The sequence below is a fragment of the Pseudomonas sp. MDT1-16 genome (assembly GCF_054898115.1).
Map to the genome: position 1 here is coordinate 2779300 of NZ_CM142717.1, position 15997 is coordinate 2795296.

20 protein-coding genes are annotated in these 15997 nt (G+C 60.9%); 5 read left to right on the forward strand and 15 right to left on the reverse strand.

The window, feature by feature from the left end; genetic code table 11:
* Window positions 1-22 precede the first annotated feature (22 nt).
* Window positions 23-529, forward strand: coding sequence for a nitrous oxide reductase accessory protein NosL (locus ACYZT3_RS12655; RefSeq protein ID WP_282383391.1), 507 nt, complete (start codon window positions 23-25; stop codon window positions 527-529).
* A gap of 110 nt (window positions 530-639) precedes the next feature.
* Window positions 640-1383 (forward strand): SDR family NAD(P)-dependent oxidoreductase, encoded by a 744-nt coding sequence (locus tag ACYZT3_RS12660; protein WP_462032197.1) that lies wholly within the window; start codon window positions 640-642, stop codon window positions 1381-1383.
* Window positions 1384-1738: 355 nt separating this feature from the next.
* On the opposite strand, the gene ACYZT3_RS12665 is transcribed toward ACYZT3_RS12660, so the two are convergent.
* The 13 genes from ACYZT3_RS12665 to ACYZT3_RS12725 all read right to left on the reverse strand — a co-directional run bounded on the left by ACYZT3_RS12665 (window position 1739) and on the right by ACYZT3_RS12725 (window position 12925).
* Entirely contained in the window at window positions 1739-3166 is a 1428-nt protein-coding gene (locus tag ACYZT3_RS12665) for an IS1182 family transposase (RefSeq protein WP_282383490.1), read from the reverse strand.
* A 393-nt stretch (window positions 3167-3559) separates the two neighbouring features.
* Window positions 3560-5065, reverse strand: coding sequence for a cytochrome D1 domain-containing protein (locus ACYZT3_RS12670; RefSeq protein WP_462032198.1), 1506 nt, complete (start codon window positions 5063-5065; stop codon window positions 3560-3562).
* Window positions 5062-5901 carry a uroporphyrinogen-III C-methyltransferase gene (gene cobA / locus ACYZT3_RS12675; RefSeq protein ID WP_282383200.1) on the reverse strand — a complete coding sequence of 280 codons (840 nt, stop codon included), beginning with the start codon at window positions 5899-5901 and terminating at the stop codon, window positions 5062-5064. Before cobA ends, ACYZT3_RS12670 begins: the two co-directional genes overlap by 4 nt.
* Before the next feature lie 70 nt (window positions 5902-5971).
* Window positions 5972-7150, reverse strand: coding sequence for a heme d1 biosynthesis radical SAM protein NirJ (nirJ, locus tag ACYZT3_RS12680; protein WP_282383202.1), 1179 nt, complete (start codon window positions 7148-7150; stop codon window positions 5972-5974).
* A 198-nt stretch (window positions 7151-7348) separates the two neighbouring features.
* Window positions 7349-7864, reverse strand: a complete 516-nt coding sequence (gene ahbB / locus ACYZT3_RS12685; RefSeq protein WP_282383204.1) for a siroheme decarboxylase subunit beta — start codon at window positions 7862-7864, stop codon at window positions 7349-7351.
* A complete protein-coding gene (locus tag ACYZT3_RS12690; protein ID WP_282383207.1) occupies window positions 7839-8282 on the reverse strand; it encodes an Lrp/AsnC family transcriptional regulator in 444 nt (147 codons plus the stop codon). The genes ahbB (ACYZT3_RS12685) and ACYZT3_RS12690 overlap by 26 nt, the downstream gene beginning before the upstream one ends.
* Window positions 8275-8790: a siroheme decarboxylase subunit beta gene (gene ahbB, locus ACYZT3_RS12695; protein ID WP_282383210.1), complete on the reverse strand. Its 516-nt coding sequence runs from the start codon at window positions 8788-8790 to the stop codon at window positions 8275-8277. Before ahbB (ACYZT3_RS12695) ends, ACYZT3_RS12690 begins: the two co-directional genes overlap by 8 nt.
* The gene (locus tag ACYZT3_RS12700) at window positions 8787-9245 is read right to left on the reverse strand and encodes an Lrp/AsnC family transcriptional regulator (RefSeq protein WP_282383213.1); all 459 of its coding nucleotides are present in this window, start codon (window positions 9243-9245) and stop codon (window positions 8787-8789) included. The genes ahbB (ACYZT3_RS12695) and ACYZT3_RS12700 overlap by 4 nt, the downstream gene beginning before the upstream one ends.
* A 1-nt stretch (window position 9246) precedes the next feature.
* Complete coding sequence (locus ACYZT3_RS12705; protein ID WP_282383216.1) at window positions 9247-10425, reverse strand: cytochrome D1 domain-containing protein; 1179 nt, start codon at window positions 10423-10425, stop codon at window positions 9247-9249.
* On the reverse strand, window positions 10422-10748 hold the full coding sequence (locus ACYZT3_RS12710) for a c-type cytochrome (RefSeq protein ID WP_282383219.1): 327 nt from the start codon (window positions 10746-10748) through the stop codon (window positions 10422-10424). Before ACYZT3_RS12710 ends, ACYZT3_RS12705 begins: the two co-directional genes overlap by 4 nt.
* Before the next feature lie 16 nt (window positions 10749-10764).
* Window positions 10765-11079, reverse strand: coding sequence for a c-type cytochrome (locus ACYZT3_RS12715; protein WP_282383221.1), 315 nt, complete (start codon window positions 11077-11079; stop codon window positions 10765-10767).
* 24 nt (window positions 11080-11103) lie between these two features.
* Window positions 11104-12795 carry a cytochrome D1 domain-containing protein gene (locus ACYZT3_RS12720; protein WP_462032199.1) on the reverse strand — a complete coding sequence of 564 codons (1692 nt, stop codon included), beginning with the start codon at window positions 12793-12795 and terminating at the stop codon, window positions 11104-11106.
* Window positions 12779-12925, reverse strand: a complete 147-nt coding sequence (locus ACYZT3_RS12725) for a hypothetical protein (RefSeq protein WP_282383223.1) — start codon at window positions 12923-12925, stop codon at window positions 12779-12781. The genes ACYZT3_RS12720 and ACYZT3_RS12725 overlap by 17 nt, the downstream gene beginning before the upstream one ends.
* 68 nt (window positions 12926-12993) lie before the next feature.
* Between ACYZT3_RS12725 and ACYZT3_RS12730 the strand changes: the two genes are divergently transcribed.
* From ACYZT3_RS12730 to ACYZT3_RS12740, 3 genes are read left to right on the forward strand one after another with little or no spacing between them, the layout of a single operon-like run.
* A complete protein-coding gene (locus ACYZT3_RS12730; RefSeq protein WP_282383225.1) occupies window positions 12994-13797 on the forward strand; it encodes a CbbQ/NirQ/NorQ/GpvN family protein in 804 nt (267 codons plus the stop codon).
* A complete protein-coding gene (locus tag ACYZT3_RS12735) occupies window positions 13781-14368 on the forward strand; it encodes a cytochrome c oxidase subunit 3 family protein (protein ID WP_462032200.1) in 588 nt (195 codons plus the stop codon). Before ACYZT3_RS12730 ends, ACYZT3_RS12735 begins: the two co-directional genes overlap by 17 nt.
* Window positions 14369-14378: 10 nt before the next feature.
* A complete protein-coding gene (locus ACYZT3_RS12740; protein WP_282383231.1) occupies window positions 14379-14636 on the forward strand; it encodes a cytochrome C oxidase subunit IV family protein in 258 nt (85 codons plus the stop codon).
* Between the two features lie 18 nt (window positions 14637-14654).
* Here ACYZT3_RS12740 and ACYZT3_RS12745 read toward each other — a convergent pair whose 3' ends face one another.
* Complete coding sequence (locus ACYZT3_RS12745; RefSeq protein ID WP_462032201.1) at window positions 14655-15785, reverse strand: hypothetical protein; 1131 nt, start codon at window positions 15783-15785, stop codon at window positions 14655-14657.
* The gene (locus ACYZT3_RS12750; protein ID WP_462032202.1) at window positions 15769-15975 is read right to left on the reverse strand and encodes a hypothetical protein; all 207 of its coding nucleotides are present in this window, start codon (window positions 15973-15975) and stop codon (window positions 15769-15771) included. The genes ACYZT3_RS12745 and ACYZT3_RS12750 overlap by 17 nt, the downstream gene beginning before the upstream one ends.
* Between the last annotated feature and the right edge of the window lie 22 nt (window positions 15976-15997).

The window sequence follows — 15997 nt, forward strand, 5'->3', positions numbered from 1 at the left end:
GATAGTGTTGGAGTAGTTGACGATGAGTAGGTTTTATCTGACGACGGTGCGCGCAGTGACGGTTCTGATGATGTGTCTGTTACTGACGGCCTGTGACAATCCGGCGCAAGCCACCTACAGCGACGCCGCGGCAGCCTTTCATCCCAGTGATGAATGCCATGTCTGCGGGATGATCATCAACGGATTCCCCGGGCCCAAGGGCGAAGTGGTCGAGCCGGCCGGGATCAAGAAATTCTGTTCCACGGCGGAAATGATCGGTTGGTGGTTGCAGCCGGAAAATCATCATGGCGATTCAAAACTGTATGTCCACGACATGGGCCGCAGCCCGTGGAACGCGCCGGATGACGCCCACCTGATCGATGCCAAAGATGCATTTTACGTGGTCGGCACCCAACTCAAAGGCGCCATGGGCGTGGTGCTGGCGTCGTTCTCCGGTCGCGAGGCCGCTGAAAAGCTTGCCGCAGAACAGGGTGGTCGTTTGCTGCGATTCAGCGAGATCACTCCTGCGCTGCTGCAGCAGCAACACTAACGTCGTCGCGAAAATCTGATCGCCGTCAAGTCGGTATTTCTTCACCTGCTCAAAGATAGGCGTTCGCTACGTCCCCAGTGCTAGGCATCCGTGATGTCCAGGAGTAAATGATGAAAACCGAGTTTCAGGATCGTTTGGCGGTGGTCACGGGGGCCAGCTCCGGGATTGGCCTGGCGCTATGCGCCGCGCTGTTACCGCGCGGCGTCAAGGTGCTGGCGATGTCACGGACCCTGGGTGAACTGCCGGCCTTGCAGCAGATCTACGGCGAACGGTTGCAGTGGTTTGCCGGGGACGTCACGAATCAGCAAGACCTGCGCGAGCTGACCGAGCGCGCTGCGGCGATAGGCCCCGTGGACTATCTGGTGCCCAACGCGGGGATCGCCGAAATGGCCGACAGCCTGGATATGTCGGCCTTCCAGCGCCAGTGGGCGGTCAACGGCGCCGGAGCGTTGAACACCCTGGCGGCGTTGCGCGGTGAATTGGCGAGTCCGGCGTCGGTGGTGTTTGTCGGGAGTTTCCTGACCGGTTCGAGCTTCCCCGGGCTGGCCGCCTGCATTGCCAGCAAGGCCGCGCTCGCGGCTCAGGCACGCACGCTGGCGGTGGAATTCGCGAGCTTTGATGTGCGCATCAATCTGGTCTCCCCGGGACCGACTGCGACCTCGATGTGGGACAACTTGGGGTTGAGCGAAGATCAGCTTGAAGACACCGCTACCCACCTCACCAAACGCCTGCTGCCCGGTCATTTTCTCGACGCGGCGGCGGTGGCCAATGTGATTGTCTTTCAGCTGTCGCAGGGTGCGCGGGGTGTTTACGGTCAGGACTGGAAGGTCGACAACGGTTACACCTTGGGCTGAAGGGTAAATGTTTACGCTCGGAGTACATATCCGTTGTTGCGGTAACGGCCACTTAGGGTTCCGCCCTTATGGCGGGTCACTTGGAAAAGCGCCAAGTAACCAAACGCTCTTGCCCCTGACGTACGGTGCCTCGCCTAGGCTCGGCATGCCCTCGCTCCGGTCCTGCTCCGTGGGCCCGCCGCCCTCGGCCATCCATGGCCCAGAGTGTGTAAAAACAGGCTCAAGCATCGTCGGCGCGTAGCGCCGACGAGTGTTGGCTGACTCATTGAGCCTAAAGCGTTCTTCGTCGCTCCAGCCCCTTCTCAAGGCCGCTAACAACGCGTTACAGCCCGTCAATTGGGCAAAAAGGGCCTTTTCAGGCCGACAGCGCTTTCATTAGATTCTGCGCACCGAGGATTTTCATCACCCGCTTCAAGTTATAAGCGAGCACGTTCAAACTCATTTCGGCGCTCACCCCGGCTAATCGTCGCGTCAGGAAATGGGTTGCACCCATCCATTGTTTCAGCGTCCCGAAGGGATGCTCGACCGTTCGCTTGCGGATGCTCATCATCTGCGGCGCATTGTCCAGGCGAACCTGCATCTCCTCCAGCACCGCCTCATGCTCCCAGCGACGAACCTTTCGCTCTCTGGCCGGCGTGCATTGCGCTTTTATCGAGCAGGCCCGGCAGTTGGAACTCCAGTAACTGTCCAGCTTCTTGCCTTTATCAACGTAAGAGGAGCGCCAAATCAGCACTTCCTTGGCGGGGCAGATGTACACATTTTTGTCTGCGTCGTAGACGAAAACATCATTGTTGAAGCGTCCATTGAATTTGGCGCGCGAGCTCAGCGTCTTCGGCACATAAGCGGTAATTCCTGCCTCGTGACAGGCTAGGATTTCCCCGCTTTTGAAGTACCCTCGGTCAGCCACCACCGACAACGATTCGAGTTTCATCGCCTCACGGGCCTGCTGGGCCATCGAGCTGAGCTGATCACGGTCGTGACCCACATTGGTCACCTCGTGCGCGACGATCAGATGGTGCTTGGTATCGACCGCCGTCTGCACGTTGTAACCCACGATTCCATTACCGCTCGTCATCATGGAGCGGGCGTCCGGGTCGGTCAGCGAGATCTGTTTGTCCGGCGATGCTTCAAGCTGTATTTCAATCTCCTGAAGCGCCTTCATCTGCTCCTTCAGTTTGGCGATTTTCTCTTCCAAGCCGCCTTTAGGCCCAGAGGGCTTGGGCTCTTCCCGATCAGCCGCATCCAGCGCCGTTAGATAACGGGCAATGCTCGATTCGATTTCTTCCATCCGCCGCTTCAGTTTGGCGCTGGTGAAATTGCGGTCGCGGTGGTTCACCGCCTTGAATTTACTGCCGTCGATGGCGACGAAATTTTCCGAGAAAAGCCCCAACTGCTGACACAGCACAACAAACTGACGGCAGACGCCTCGAATGGCCTTGCCGTTGTCTTTGCGGAAGTTGGCGATGGTCTTGAAATCCGGCATCAAGCGACCGGTAAGCCACATCAGCTCGACGTTACGCTGCGCCTCACGTTCAAGGCGCCGGCTCGACTGGATGCGGTTTAGATAGCCGTAGATGTAGATCTTCAGCATGACTGCGGGGTGGTAAGCGGGTCGGCCAGTTTCAGCAGGGATAGCGCTTTCAAAACCCAAGGTGATCAGGTCGAGCTCGTCGACGAAGACATCGACTACACGCACCGGATTGGTGTCGCTGACGTAATCGTCCAGGCTCTCGGGGAGCAAGGTACTTTGACCTCGGTGTTCGCCTTGGATGAAGCGTTTCATGGGCAACCCTTGCGATGAAATCCTGGGGAATCATAGCAAGGGTTTGCTTGGGTGTTTTGACACACTCTGGGCCGGGTGCGGCTACCGCGGCATCCTTGCCGCGGTGCCCACTGCGCAGAACCTGCGCTCGGCCTTCCGACGGGGCAGATCAAGATCAAAAACCAAAGCAAAGCAACAGGAACCGTTCCGACACTGATCGTTCCCACGCATGGGAACGATCAGAAGCGCTACGCGGTCCGTAGCAGCTGCCGAAGGCTGCGTTCGGCTGCGAAGCAGTCGTAAAATCAGTCGCTGCGGTGTGTCAGGTTTACCGAGGAGGTAGGATTTACGACTGCTACGCAGCCGAACGCAGCCTTCGGCAGCTGCTACAGGGAGTGCGTAGGGGTACAAGAGCTAGTGCGACGTCCCCTCGGCAAACTCGATCTTGTTGCCGACGTTGTACTTGCCCGAGGGTTTGTTCATCGGAATGCGTTTGATCTCCTTGAGGGTGTTGCTGTCGTACACGATCAGCGCGCCGTCGGTGGCCCAGATGCTCAGCAGCAGGTAACGGCCGTCACGAGTGAACTCGACGTGAGCGGCGGTCTTGCCAGGCATCGGGCGCAAGGTATGGGCGATCTCCAGGGTCTGTTTGTCGATCAGGTGGATCGCATCGTTGTCGGGCCCGAAGAAAACGTCGCTCCAGGCATACCGTGAGTTGACGTGACTGCGCATGAAGAAACCCGGCCCCAGGGTCGGAATTTCCTTGATCAGTTTCCAGGTCTTGAAGTCGATGACCGAGATTAGCCCCTTGCTGATATTCGGCGTGGCGAACACCCACTCACCGTTACGTTTCCAATAGGTCCCCGACCCCAAATGCGGCATCCCCGGCAGCGGGATGTCGGTGACTACCTTGCCGCTGTCGAGGTCGATCACCTGACCGCCCTGGGCCTTGCGCGAGGTGGCTAGCAGTTGTTTGTAGTCCGGGGAAAAGGAGAAGTCGTCCAGCACATCCTCGGCGCGGATTCGTCGTGGTACGAAATCTGGAGTGCCGGCCCAGGACAGTTCCCAGACTTCCTTGACGTCCTTGAGCGCCACGATAAAGCTGTCGCGCTGCGGGGCGGAGTAGACCGCGCTGACCCGTGACGCGGTGCCGTCCTGACCGATCGTGGGAATGGTTTTGACCAGCGACAGGTCGCGGGCATCGAGCACCACCAGGTTGCCGGGCAAATAGTTGCCCACCAGCACCCAGCGTCCATCCTTGCTCACCGCCAGGTTGCGGGTGTTGAGCCCGGCGCGAACCTCGGCGATCAGTTTCAGGTTGTGCAAGTCATACAGGCTGATCCAGCCGTCACGGGAGGCGAAGTAGACGAATCGCCCGTCCGGCGAGAATTTCGGTCCGCCATGCACGGCAAAGTGCGACGCAAACCGCGCCAGCACCTCAAAGCGGTCACCGTCGAGGATGTCGATGTGATGGTCACCGGCTTCCACCACCACGAACAGGTTCAGCGGGTCGGCGCCATGCTGGGGCGTGGTGGGCAGTTTGCTGATATCCGCGAGCAGCGAATGACTGCCGAGAATGTCGTCATTGCTCCAGGTGGGCGGGATGGCGGGCGGTTGTTGAAGGTAGTCCACCAGCGCGTCGATCTGCGCGGGGCTGAATACATTGGCATAGCCGGCCATCTGGCTTGCGGGGCGGCCGTTCTGGATCACGCGGCGAATTTCATCCGGTTTGATTCGGCTGAGACTCTCCGGCAACAACGCCGGCCCCGCACCGCCGAGACGGTTAATGCCGTGACAGCTCTGACAATGCTGCTGATAGTTTTGCGCGGCCTGTTCAAGTGCCGCGCCCGGGAGTGGAACCGCTGCGCTGGCATGCGCCGCACTGACCCATAGCACCTGGGCAAGGACCCTGCGCCTCATGTCGCCACCTTGGCATGGCGTTGCAGTGCTTGAGCCGGGTAAAGCCGCGCCGGGTATTCCAGTTGTTCTGCGGCAAACAGATCGACCACGGTGCCGATCACCGTCAGTGTCGGAATGCCCGGTGGACAATCCAGCGCCAGGGTCGGCAATTGGTGCAGCTTGCCACGGGCGACGTGCTGGTCGGGACGCGTGCCGTTGCTGATCAGCGCCGCCGGTGTATCGGCCGACAGCCCGGCTTCGATCAAGCGTTGAGCGATGAGCCCCAGGTTCGACAACCCCATGTAAAACACCAGCGTCTGACTACTGTCGGCGAGGCTGCTCCAGGGCAGCGACAACTCACCATCACGTTGCAAATGGCCGGTGATGAATCGGCAGGAATTGACCAGGTCGCGGTGGGTCAACGGTATGCCCGCGTAAGCGCTGCAGCCGGAAGCGGCGGTAATCCCCGGCACGACCTGGCAGTCAACACCGCGTTGCAGCAGGTACTCCAGTTCCTCGGCGCCACGGCCAAAGATAAACGGGTCGCCGCCCTTGAGCCGGACCACGCGCTGTCCTTGATCGGCGAGGTCGGCAAGCAGTTCGTTGATTTGTTCCTGGGGCAGGCTGTGACAGCCGCTGGCCTTGCCGACGTAATGCCGGGCGCAGGTGAGGGGAATCAACGTCAGCAGCTCGGGGCTGATCAGCCGGTCATAGACCACGGCGTCGGCCTGCATCAACAGACTCCAGGCGCGCAAGGTCAGCAGGCGTGGATCGCCGGGGCCAGCGCCGACCAGGGCAACTTCGCCCGGTCTGAACGGGGACTGAAGGGTGGCCGGTAGAGCAATCGATGGAGGCATGGGACGTCCTTGGTGCTTCATCAGGTTGGCCGGCCCCAGCCTTTGTCAGGTGGTTGGCCGGACGGGCTATTCAGTGGGTGATGCAAGGAATGGTCGTTGACGGAGGCACACCGATTTCGTCATCGCTGAGGTGGCAGCCAGGGTCCTGGCCCCAGAGGTCACCCTCGGCCCAGGCGCGCGTGCGGGTATTGCCGTTGCAGATGTGCAACCAGCGGCATTGGGCGCAGCGGCCGCCGACGGCGCGGGGATGCTCACGCAAGCGCAACAGCAGGGCATCCGGCTGGTCCAGCCACAGCGTGCGGAAGGGTGTGCGCCGGACATTGCCCACCGAGTGCTGCCACCAGTAGGTGTCCGGGTGCACTTCGCCGGTGTTGTCGATGTTGGCAATGCCGCTGCCGGAGGCGTTGCCGCCCCAGGCACGGAGCATGTTTTCCAGACGGGGGTAATGCTCGGGAAGACGAAGGCCGGCCCATTGCAGCAGGAGAATGGCGTCGGCATCGTTGTTGCCGCTGACAAAATCGCTGTCGCGACCCTGTTGGATGTCTGCCCAGGCGCGCTCGAAGATCAGCGTCATGGCCTCGCGGCTCATCTGCTGTTGCGCGTCGAGTTTGCGACTGCGTTTGCCGCGACCGCTGTAGTTGAGGTGCGACAGGTAAAACTTTTGCACGTCGTACTCGCGCATCAGCGCCAGTAACTGGGGCAGCTGCGCATGGTTCTCCTGGGTCAGGGTGGTGCGCAGGCCGACGCGAATGCCCTGTTCGCGACAGAGCCGGATCGCCTGCATGGAACGGGCGAAGCTGCCCTTGAGTTGGCGGAAGGCGTCATGGGTGGCTTCCAGGCCATCGATGCTGATCCCGACGTAGTCGAAATTCGCCGCGCTGATCTGCGCGATGTTCTGCTCATCGATCAGCGTGCCGTTGGTGGATAAGGCCACAAAGAAACCCTTGGCTCGGGCGTAGGCACTGAGCACAAACAGATCCTCGCGCAGCAGCGGTTCGCCACCCGAAAGGATCAATACCTTCACCCCGGCATCGTGCAGGTCGTCGATCACGGTCAGCGCGGCGGCCGTATCCAGTTCGTCGCGAAAGACACTGTCGGCGGAGGTGGCGTAGCAATGTTTACAGGTCAGGTTGCAGCGCCTGAGCAGGTTCCAGATCACCACTGGCGGGCGGTTGCTGCCCGGTGGACGGGTTCTGGGCGCAGGCGCCTGGCCGGCCAGCGCCCGCAGGTATTGGCTGATCCTCAACATGCAACTCTCCTTGAGTCAGGGTGTGTTCAGCGCAAAGCGATAGGCAAACGCAAGCCTAATGCCCGTAGCAGCTGTCGAGCTTGCGAGGCTGCGTTCGGCTGCGCAGCAGTCGTGAAATCAGGCGATGCGGTGTTTCAGATAAACCTCGCACACAGGTTTCACGACTGCTTCGCAGCCGAACGCAGGCTTCGCCAGCTGCTACAAGGTCTGCGTTGAGCTGACTGGCGTTAAACGCAAGCCGGTTTTTTTCAGGATACGGCTGCTCACCAGCATCTCGTCGGCGGCACAGGCGTCGCCCAGCAAGTAGCGCAGGTGCTCGCGGTAGCTGTTGATTTCATCGCTGCTGCGGCCATGAACCATGGCGAACAGGTTGTAACGCCAGTCGGTTCGGCGCGGGCGGCGATAGCAGTGGCTGACGAAGGGTTGCGCGCCGATCAGCGCGCCGAGGCGCGGCATGTCGGTGTCGCGCACATCCCAGACCGTCATGCCGTTGTGGCGATAGCCCAGTCGGTAGTGATTGGGCACGGCGGCGATCCGCCGAATCGCGCCCTCGGCCTGCAATCGCTTGAGCAGATCCAGGGTGGATTCGATGCTTAGTTCCAGCTGTTCGGCGAGCCAGGCCCAAGGGTCGTCCAGCAACGGCAGACCGGCCTGGGTCAACGCGATCAGCCGCTGGGCGAGGGTGTCTTCAGACCGGGAAATACAGACCGACATGGTAAGTCTCCTCTTTGGGCAGGTTGAGCAGCGGCAGGCCGGTCAGGGTTTCGATGCGCTGCAGCGTCTCGGCGATGGCATGTTCGGTCGCGCAGCCGAGCACGAACCACATGTTCCAGGCGTGCTCGCGTCGGTAGTTGTGCGCCACTTCGGGCATGCCATGCAGTTGCTCGGCGACGTCGTCGAAACGTTCTTCCGGCACCGCCAGCGCGGCGAGGGTGAAGGCGCCGCCCAGCCGTTCGATGTCAAACATTGGGCCGAAGCGTGTGAGCACGCCGTCATCGAGCAGGGCATGCAGTCGGTCGAGCAGTTCAGTGCTGCTGCTCTCCAGTTCGAGAGCCAATGCCTGCCAGGGGTGGCGCACCAGCGGCAGGCCCAATTGCAAGCGGTTGATCAGACGACGGTCGAGGTCATCCATGGGTCGGTGCTCCTGTGCGCGAGGGCGCAAAGCGGCCGCCGCACTGTTTGAAGACCTGAGTGCTGAACAGCAGTTGATGGGGCAGGTCGCTCAGCAGATGGTCTTCCAGCAACGCCTGAATCTGCGCCTCCACCTGTTCACGTTGACGCCCGTGCACCATGCAAAACAGGTTGTACCGCCACTGCGGCAAGCGCCGGGGCCGCTGATAGCAAAGGTTAATGCCGGGCGCTCGCCCCAGGCGCTGGCCGACTTCGTCGATCAGCGCATCGGGAATGTCCAGCACCAGCATGGCGTTGGCGGTAAAGCCCAGCGCGCGATGGTGCAGCACCAGGCCGACACGGCGAAACAGCCCTTGCTCGCTCCACTGGCGCATTTGCTCGAGCACGTGGTTTTCGTCGGTGTTTATCCGTTCGGCGAGAGCCTGATAGGGGCGCGCTACCAACGGCAACCCGCCTTCGAGGTGCCGACGCAGCGCCAGCGCTTGTTTGGGGCTCAATCTAGATGTCATGAGTTTTCTCCCAGGGCAAAGCCCAGGTCGATGCGGTAGGCGGTCAACATCGGCAGGTCCAGCGGCATGAGGCCGGTGTCGTGCTCAAGTTCTTTGAGCACCCGGTCGATGTGTTGGCGATCAGGGCCGGTCAGCACAAACCACAGGTTGTAGAAGTGCTCCCGTGCGTAGTTGTGATTGACCTCGGGGTACTGACTGACGCGATCGGCCACCTGTTGCAGGCGTTCGGCGGGCACGGCGAGGGCGGCGAGGGTGCTGGCCCCGGCGCGGCTGTGTTCGAACACCGGGCCGATCCGTGAGAGGGTGCCGGCCTGATCCATTTCTTCCAGGCAGGCCATGACTTGCGATTCGCGGCAACCGAGGATCCGCGCCATCTCCTTGTACGGTGCCGGGCACAGCGGCATGCCGTGCTGGAAGCGGTCGATGAGTTGGCGACTGAGCAGCTCAAGGTTCATTTCAATACCCCATTTTCTGCGCGCGACTGCTGAAGAAGATGCCGCTCGGCGCGGAGGCCGGCAGGGTGTTTAGCAGCTTCAGGCTGTACGGATCCCAGACCTGAACCTGATCGCCGTCGCGTAACGACAGCCACAGTTGGTCACCGCGCGCGGTGAATTCCATGTGCAGTACCGCCGGCCCCGGCTTCAGATCCGCGACTACGGCATGGGTTTCGGTGTCGATGACCTGAACCCGATCGTTGTCCGGGTAGGCGAAATTGACCCATAGCTGTCGACCGTCCGGGCGCGACGTGACGAACACCGGCTGACCGGCGACCGGAATCACAGCGGTCTGCTGCCAAGTGCGCGCATCCATCACCAACACTTGATGACGGCCAACGGCGGGCACGAAGGCCTGGTGATCGGCGACGGCCCAGCCTTCCAGGTGCGGCATCTTGTAAACGGGGAGTTTCGCCTGGCCGCGTCCGTAATCGCCGAGTACCCGCTGCACACCGCGCTCTGGATGCCAGAGGTCGAGTTGGGCCATGCCGTCTTCACCGAACAGGCCGGCCATGTAGTAGCGCCCATCGGGGGTAATCAGGGCGTCGTAGGGTTGCTGGCCGATGTTGGTGAAACGGCTGATCTGCGGTGTGCTGACCTGACTGAAATCGGCGGTCCAGATCTCGCCGGTATCGAACAGGCTGAAGACAAAACGTTGCCCCGGCGCGTCGACCAGGCCCACCACCCGGGAGCGCTTGCTGCCATCGGCCAGGGGTGTGGCCGGAATATCGGCCACCAACTGCAGGGTTTCGGCATCGAAGACCTTGACCCCGCCGGGCACGTAGTTGGACACCGCGATCAACTTGCCGTCCTGACTGATGGCGCCGCCAATGCTGTTGCCGCCCTGGATCACACGATGGTCGATACGCCGGGTCAGCAAATCGATTTTGCTCAACCCTCCGTCGCGGCCGAACACATAGGCATAGCGCTGGTCGCGGGAGAACACCACTGACGCATGGGACAGGTCGCCGAAACCCTTGAGTCGGGCCAGCGCGGTGTGGGTGTCGCTTTCGATGATTTGTACGCTACCGGTGGCGCGCTCCACGACCACGCCCAGATCGCCGGTGCCACGCAACGGTGGCTGAACGCAAGCGGACAACAACAGCCCGGTCGCCGCTGACAGCAGGATTGAACGGATCATGGTGCGGGGTATCCCTGGAGAAGAAGATCGACCAGCCACCGGATGTCGCCGGGGCTGAGCAACGGGGCCCAACCGGGCATCGCGGTGCCGGGCCGACCTTGGGTGACGGTGGCAATCAGGCTGTCCCTGGACTTGCCGGCCAGCGCTGCGCGCGTCAGTTCGGGACCCAGCCCACCGGTCAGGTGCAACCCATGGCAGGCCCCGCAGTCCTGGGTCAGCAAGTGTTCGAGTTGTGCCTGACGCTGGGCGTCCGGCGCCGCAACCGCAGTTGCGCAAATGAGGAGGAGGGCCGCCAGAATCACAGCGTGTCGATAAACCATCATGACGCCCTCCAGGCGGTTATTTGAGTGTCAGTACCCAGGTCGCGAGAATTTTTGCTTCTTCATCCGTTACCGGGTTGGCCGGCATTGGCATCGGCCCCCAATTACCTTGTGTGCCGTTCTTGATGCGGCCAGCCAGGGTGTCCACGGCCCCGGGTACGCCAGCGTTCTTGGCCGCGACATCCTTGAGTGCAGGGCCGACGACCTTGGCGTCGATGGAATGGCAGGCGGCGCAGGGTTTGCTCTTGAACAACGCCAGCCCGTCCTCGGCCATGGCCGGCTGCACGCTCAGCGCAGCGGTCAGGGCGAACAGTGAAAACAGAGTATTTTTCATGGTGGTTCCTTGCATTGATGGAGCTCAATAGATGTCGTGTTGGGTGTTGTAGACGTTGAACTTCCCGGTGGGTGTGATCAGTCGTTTGTCCTTGATGACTGACTTGAGCTTCAGTGTTTTGTCGTCGATCACCACCAGCGCCGACTCGTCTGCCTGGCCGCTCCAGACGGAGAACCAGACTTCATCGCCGGCCTTGTTGTATTCCGGTTGCACGACACGCATGGCGCCTTGCTTGATGCCCGCGTATTCAGCGATGGGCAGCACGGTGTAGCCGGCGTCGAGCTTGTCGAGGTTGAACACCGCCACCGACTGACTCAGCTTGGTGTCAGGGTTGAGGGTGGTGTCGACGTACAGGTGACGGGATTTGGGGTGGGTTTTGATGAACAGCGAACCGCCGCCCTGGCCCTTGAGTGAGGCGACCTGTTTCCAGGCGTATTGCGGGTGTTTGGTCGGGTCGGTGCCGATCAACGAGATGCCGTCATCACCCAAGTGGCTGGTGGCCCAGACCGGGCCGTAGGTCGGGTGGTTGAAGTTGGCGCCGCGACCTGGGTGAGGGGTTTTGCCGACGTCCACCAGCGCGGTCAATTTGCGCTCCTTGGAGTCGATCACGGCGACCTTGTTGGAGTTGTTGGCGGCGGTCATGAAGTAGCGGTGCGTGCTGTCCCAGCCGCCGTCATGCAGGAAAGGCGCGGCATCGATGTAGGTGACGGTGAGGTTTTTGATGTCCTGGTAATTGACCAGCATGACCTTGCCGGTTTCCTTGACGTTGACGATGAACTCCGGCCATTCGTGGGAGGCGATGATCGCCGCGACCCGGGGTTCCGGGTGATATTCCTGCTTGTCGACGGTCATGCCGCGGGTCGAAACGATCTGTTTCGGCTCCAGGGTTTCGCCATCCATGATGGTGAATTGCGGCGGCCAATAAGAGCCGGCGATGGTGTATTTGTCTTCGTAGCCCTTGAACTTGGAGGTCTCGACCGAGCGCGCCTCGATGCCCACTTTGACCTCGGCGACCTTGGTCGGCTCGACTGGCCACAGGTCAATCATGTCGATCCGCGCGTCCCGGCCAATCACCAGCAGGTAGCGACCCGAGGCGGAGATTCGAGAGATGTGCACCGCGTAGCCGGTCTCGATCAGCTTGACGATCTTTTTGCTGTCACCGTCGATCAGGGCGATCTTGCCGTCATCGCGCAGCGTCACCGAAAACAGGTTCGGCAGGTTGAGTTTGCTCAGCTGCTTCTTCGGACGATCCTCGGGTTTGACCAACACTTTCCAGGTCTTCAGCGTCTCGGCCATGCCCCATTCCGGTGGCGTCGGCGGCGCGTGCTGAATGAACTTGGCCATTGACGTTATCTGATCCTTGGTCAGCGCATTGGACGTTCCCCAGTTCGGCATGCCTGCCGGTGAACCATAGGTAATCAGCGCCTCCAGGAACGGTTGTCCGCGGTTCTGGGTAATGTCCGGTGTCAGCGGTTTGCCGGTGGCGCCTTTGCGCAGAACACCGTGGCAGCCTGCGCAGCGCTGGAAGTAGATTTCCTTTGATGAGTCGAACTCGGCCTGGCTCATGTCGGGAGCACCAGCGGTTTTGACCATGGGCGGGGTGGCCGCAGCAGCGGCGGGCTCCTCGGCGCTGGCGGCAGGACTCACCGCCAGAGCCAGTGCCGAACACAGCGTGGTAAGGGTCAGAGCAAACGTTTTTCTATTGCTGATCAGCATTCCATTTCTCCTCAGGCAAGACCTTTGCGATGTGCTGAAACGGCAGCGCAGAACGCAGGTTCTTAGTGCCGTGCAAGGCTATGCCGAGCAGGCCAATGCTCGCTTGACGGCGATCAAGTTTGCCGGCCATCTCCCTTGCCAGGTTGTCGCAGGGGCCCGTAGCGTGTTGCTTGAATCCGCTTTTGGAACAGGCAGCCCATGGACCGAATCCAGTCTTGCGAACACCCGATCGAACCCTTTTATCAACCGCTCAATAATGAGGAGGCGCTGTTCGAGCAAGCCTGGCGACACGGCATGCCGGTGCTGATCAAAGGCCCGACGGGATGCGGCAAGACCCGTTTCGTCCAGCACATGGCCCATCGACTGAAACTGCCGCTGTACACCGTGGCTTGCCACGATGACCTGAGCGCGGCTGACCTGATCGGTCGCCATCTGATCGGAGCACAGGGCACTTGGTGGCAGGACGGACCGCTGACCCGCGCGGTGCGTGAAGGCGGCATCTGTTACCTCGACGAAGTGGTCGAGGCGCGCCAGGACACCGTGGTGGTGCTACATCCCCTGGCCGATGATCGTCGGGAGCTGTTCCTGGAACGCACCGGCGAAGTGCTGAAGGCGCCGCCGTCATTTATGCTCGTGGTGTCTTACAACCCCGGCTACCAGAACCTGCTCAAAGGCATGAAACCCAGCACCCGGCAACGCTTCGTGGCGATGCGCTTCGGCTATCCGCCGGTGGCCGATGAGGAACGCATCGTTGCCCGGGAGGCTCAGGTGGACAACGCGCTGGCGGCGCAAGTGGTCAGGCTGGGCCAGGCGCTGCGGCGGCTCGATCAACATGATCTGGAGGAGGTCGCCTCAACGCGACTGCTGATTTTCACGGCGCGTATGATTCGTTCCGGCATGAGCCCGCGTGAGGCCTGCATGGCCTGTCTGGCCGAGCCGCTGAGCGATGATCCGCTCACCGTTGCCGCGCTGATGGACGTGGTTGATGTCCACTTCGGTTGAGTCCTCGGGCGTCTCGCGTCGCCACTTGCCGGGCGATCTGGCGATGTGGTTTTTCATTCTGGCCGAGCTGTCGGTGTTCGCCATCCTGATCCTGACGTTCGCCGTAACCCAGGCACTCAAGCCGCAGATGTTCAGTGAAAGCCGTCTATTGCTGAACACCTCAACCGGGCTGGCGATGACCCTGAGCCTGCTCACCGCGGGGCTGTTCGCCGCGCTGGCTCAAGAGCAAGTCAGGCGCTCACGGTCCCGGCGCGGCGCCGTCTTCCTGCTGATGGCGTTGCTCGCCGCCAGTGTCTACGTGGTGCTGAAACTTACGGAATACCGGCACTTGCTGACCTCGGGGCTGGGCATTGAGCACAACACGTTTTTCACCCTCTACTGGATCCTTACCGGGTTTCATTTTCTCCACGTAGTGCTCGGCATGGTCATTCTAGGATGGCTGGCCGAGCGCTCTCGCCGTGGCCTGTACGACGCCAACACGCGCAGTGGATTTGAATCCGGCGTGCTCTATTGGCACATGGTCGATCTGATCTGGGTCATGCTTTTCCCGCTGGTCTATGTTCTGAATTGACGAGGTTCTCATGTCTGTTTCCAGGTTTTTGCTCGTCTGTTGGGCCGCGCTCGCGACGTTAAGCGTCTGCACCGTGGTGCTGGCGCAGGCCGGGGCGACGTGGTTGCTGTCGATTGCCATCTTGCTGGTGGCGGTCGGCAAGGCGTGGCTGATCACCGACGGCTTCATGGAGATGCGCCACGCACCGCGCCTGTGGCGCAGCTTGATGTTGAGCTGGGCGCTGGTGTTGGCGACCGTTGTGGGGCTGACGCTGGTGTTAATCGGTTAGCCAACTTGAAAAAACAATTCAAGCGCGACGTTTGTCGGTCGGACTTAAACGCTGTACCTCGGCAAAAATCTCGGTGATCGGGCGTCGCGGCTGACGTTTGTGCAGGGCGCGAACCTGTGCGCTTAGGCGCAGAAGTTCTTCGCTCGGCTTCGCCCATTGTTCCTTCGATAACGGCTCGGACCATTGGCGCATCGCCTCGGGCAACGCCTGGTTGCCCTTTTTCTGGAGGCGGCGGATTTCCCATTCGGTCAGGTGGTTGGGAATCGTCCACAACGTCATGACGTGGTACAGGTACCAGAAGAAGCCGGACACTCGACCATGCTGACCGTCGCGGACTTGCTGGTGCAGGCGCGCACGGGCGTTGTGGAAGGTGTGCAAACCCTCGTGCGGCGGGTCGTCGGGGACTTGCAGGTCTAGCGGGTCCTGAATGGATTTGAGATCGTGGATTTCGTATTCCATGTAGCCGCGGATCGCTTCCCAGTGGCTGATGGCCAGGGACAGACCGAAGCAGGGAAATTCGACGCTGGTCAGCGTCTCTCCGTGCTGGAAACCGGTGCCCATGCCGTACTGGCGGTGGATGCCGTATTGGGTGGCGCCTTGGGCTTCGATGACCCAGGCCGAGAGGGATTCCCAAGGGACGAAAAGAGGTTCGGTGGCGTCTTCGGGCATGAAGCAGACTTCGCGGCGTTGGCGGTTGAAGCGGGTGGGGATGATGTGGAGGCGCTTTTTGTGGTTGTGGTGCCAGACGCCGAGGCCGATGAGTAGGGTCCAAAAGCCAGTTTGTATGGCTAGCGGGTAGGACGCATGGAAGATCCCTTGTATGGCATGAGAAATATCGTCCCAACCCATCCCGAATAAAAAAAACATGAAGCCGCCAATCAGGGGAAACAGGAATGCAATCATAAATGCGCCGCTGAATGGCCCGCCCAATGTTATCTGCCACATAAAGACTTGCGGTGATCCCAACCCGAAGTCCATGTACACATCATTTAATTCCCCGATGTGAGGACCATGCGGCGGCAGCGGCGTCGGCAATGGCAACGGCGCGAGATAGGTGATTCTCCCACTGGGAAACGGTTCGACATCGCCGGCTTTGCGGGATTGCTCAAGGTGCGGGGAAGGCAGAGGCATTTCAATCTTGGTGGGCATGGTCGGCCAGCTCCAGCAGATGGGTTTCAACCAGCAACAACGGTGGATGCTCGGTAACGGATTGACGGGGCAACGAAGGGAAATGGCCCTTACTGCGCGGGTTGAGGTGAATAACGTCAGTCAACGATTCCCACACCCCCTTGGCGTTCAAGGTCTGGATGCAGACGGCCAGCTCCAGTGTTTCGGACATCGGAGCAAATACATTGAAAAAA

What these genes read in the sequence shown, in the direction of transcription:
- ACYZT3_RS12655 (WP_282383391.1), top strand. Translation starts at nt 23, where the DNA reads ATGAGTAGGTTTTATCTGACGACGGTGCGCGCAGTGACGGTTCTGATG.
- ACYZT3_RS12660 (WP_462032197.1), top strand. Translation starts at nt 640, where the DNA reads ATGAAAACCGAGTTTCAGGATCGTTTGGCGGTGGTCACGGGGGCCAGC.
- ACYZT3_RS12665 (WP_282383490.1), bottom strand. Translation starts at nt 3,166, where the DNA reads ATGAAACGCTTCATCCAAGGCGAACACCGAGGTCAAAGTACCTTGCTC.
- ACYZT3_RS12670 (WP_462032198.1), bottom strand. Translation starts at nt 5,065, where the DNA reads ATGAGGCGCAGGGTCCTTGCCCAGGTGCTATGGGTCAGTGCGGCGCAT.
- cobA (WP_282383200.1), bottom strand. Translation starts at nt 5,901, where the DNA reads ATGCCTCCATCGATTGCTCTACCGGCCACCCTTCAGTCCCCGTTCAGA.
- nirJ (WP_282383202.1), bottom strand. Translation starts at nt 7,150, where the DNA reads ATGTTGAGGATCAGCCAATACCTGCGGGCGCTGGCCGGCCAGGCGCCT.
- ahbB (WP_282383204.1), bottom strand. Translation starts at nt 7,864, where the DNA reads ATGTCGGTCTGTATTTCCCGGTCTGAAGACACCCTCGCCCAGCGGCTG.
- ACYZT3_RS12690 (WP_282383207.1), bottom strand. Translation starts at nt 8,282, where the DNA reads ATGGATGACCTCGACCGTCGTCTGATCAACCGCTTGCAATTGGGCCTG.
- ahbB (WP_282383210.1), bottom strand. Translation starts at nt 8,790, where the DNA reads ATGACATCTAGATTGAGCCCCAAACAAGCGCTGGCGCTGCGTCGGCAC.
- ACYZT3_RS12700 (WP_282383213.1), bottom strand. Translation starts at nt 9,245, where the DNA reads ATGAACCTTGAGCTGCTCAGTCGCCAACTCATCGACCGCTTCCAGCAC.
- ACYZT3_RS12705 (WP_282383216.1), bottom strand. Translation starts at nt 10,425, where the DNA reads ATGATCCGTTCAATCCTGCTGTCAGCGGCGACCGGGCTGTTGTTGTCC.
- ACYZT3_RS12710 (WP_282383219.1), bottom strand. Translation starts at nt 10,748, where the DNA reads ATGATGGTTTATCGACACGCTGTGATTCTGGCGGCCCTCCTCCTCATT.
- ACYZT3_RS12715 (WP_282383221.1), bottom strand. Translation starts at nt 11,079, where the DNA reads ATGAAAAATACTCTGTTTTCACTGTTCGCCCTGACCGCTGCGCTGAGC.
- ACYZT3_RS12720 (WP_462032199.1), bottom strand. Translation starts at nt 12,795, where the DNA reads ATGCTGATCAGCAATAGAAAAACGTTTGCTCTGACCCTTACCACGCTG.
- ACYZT3_RS12725 (WP_282383223.1), bottom strand. Translation starts at nt 12,925, where the DNA reads ATGGCCGGCAAACTTGATCGCCGTCAAGCGAGCATTGGCCTGCTCGGC.
- ACYZT3_RS12730 (WP_282383225.1), top strand. Translation starts at nt 12,994, where the DNA reads ATGGACCGAATCCAGTCTTGCGAACACCCGATCGAACCCTTTTATCAA.
- ACYZT3_RS12735 (WP_462032200.1), top strand. Translation starts at nt 13,781, where the DNA reads ATGTCCACTTCGGTTGAGTCCTCGGGCGTCTCGCGTCGCCACTTGCCG.
- ACYZT3_RS12740 (WP_282383231.1), top strand. Translation starts at nt 14,379, where the DNA reads ATGTCTGTTTCCAGGTTTTTGCTCGTCTGTTGGGCCGCGCTCGCGACG.
- ACYZT3_RS12745 (WP_462032201.1), bottom strand. Translation starts at nt 15,785, where the DNA reads ATGCCCACCAAGATTGAAATGCCTCTGCCTTCCCCGCACCTTGAGCAA.
- ACYZT3_RS12750 (WP_462032202.1), bottom strand. Translation starts at nt 15,975, where the DNA reads ATGTCCGAAACACTGGAGCTGGCCGTCTGCATCCAGACCTTGAACGCC.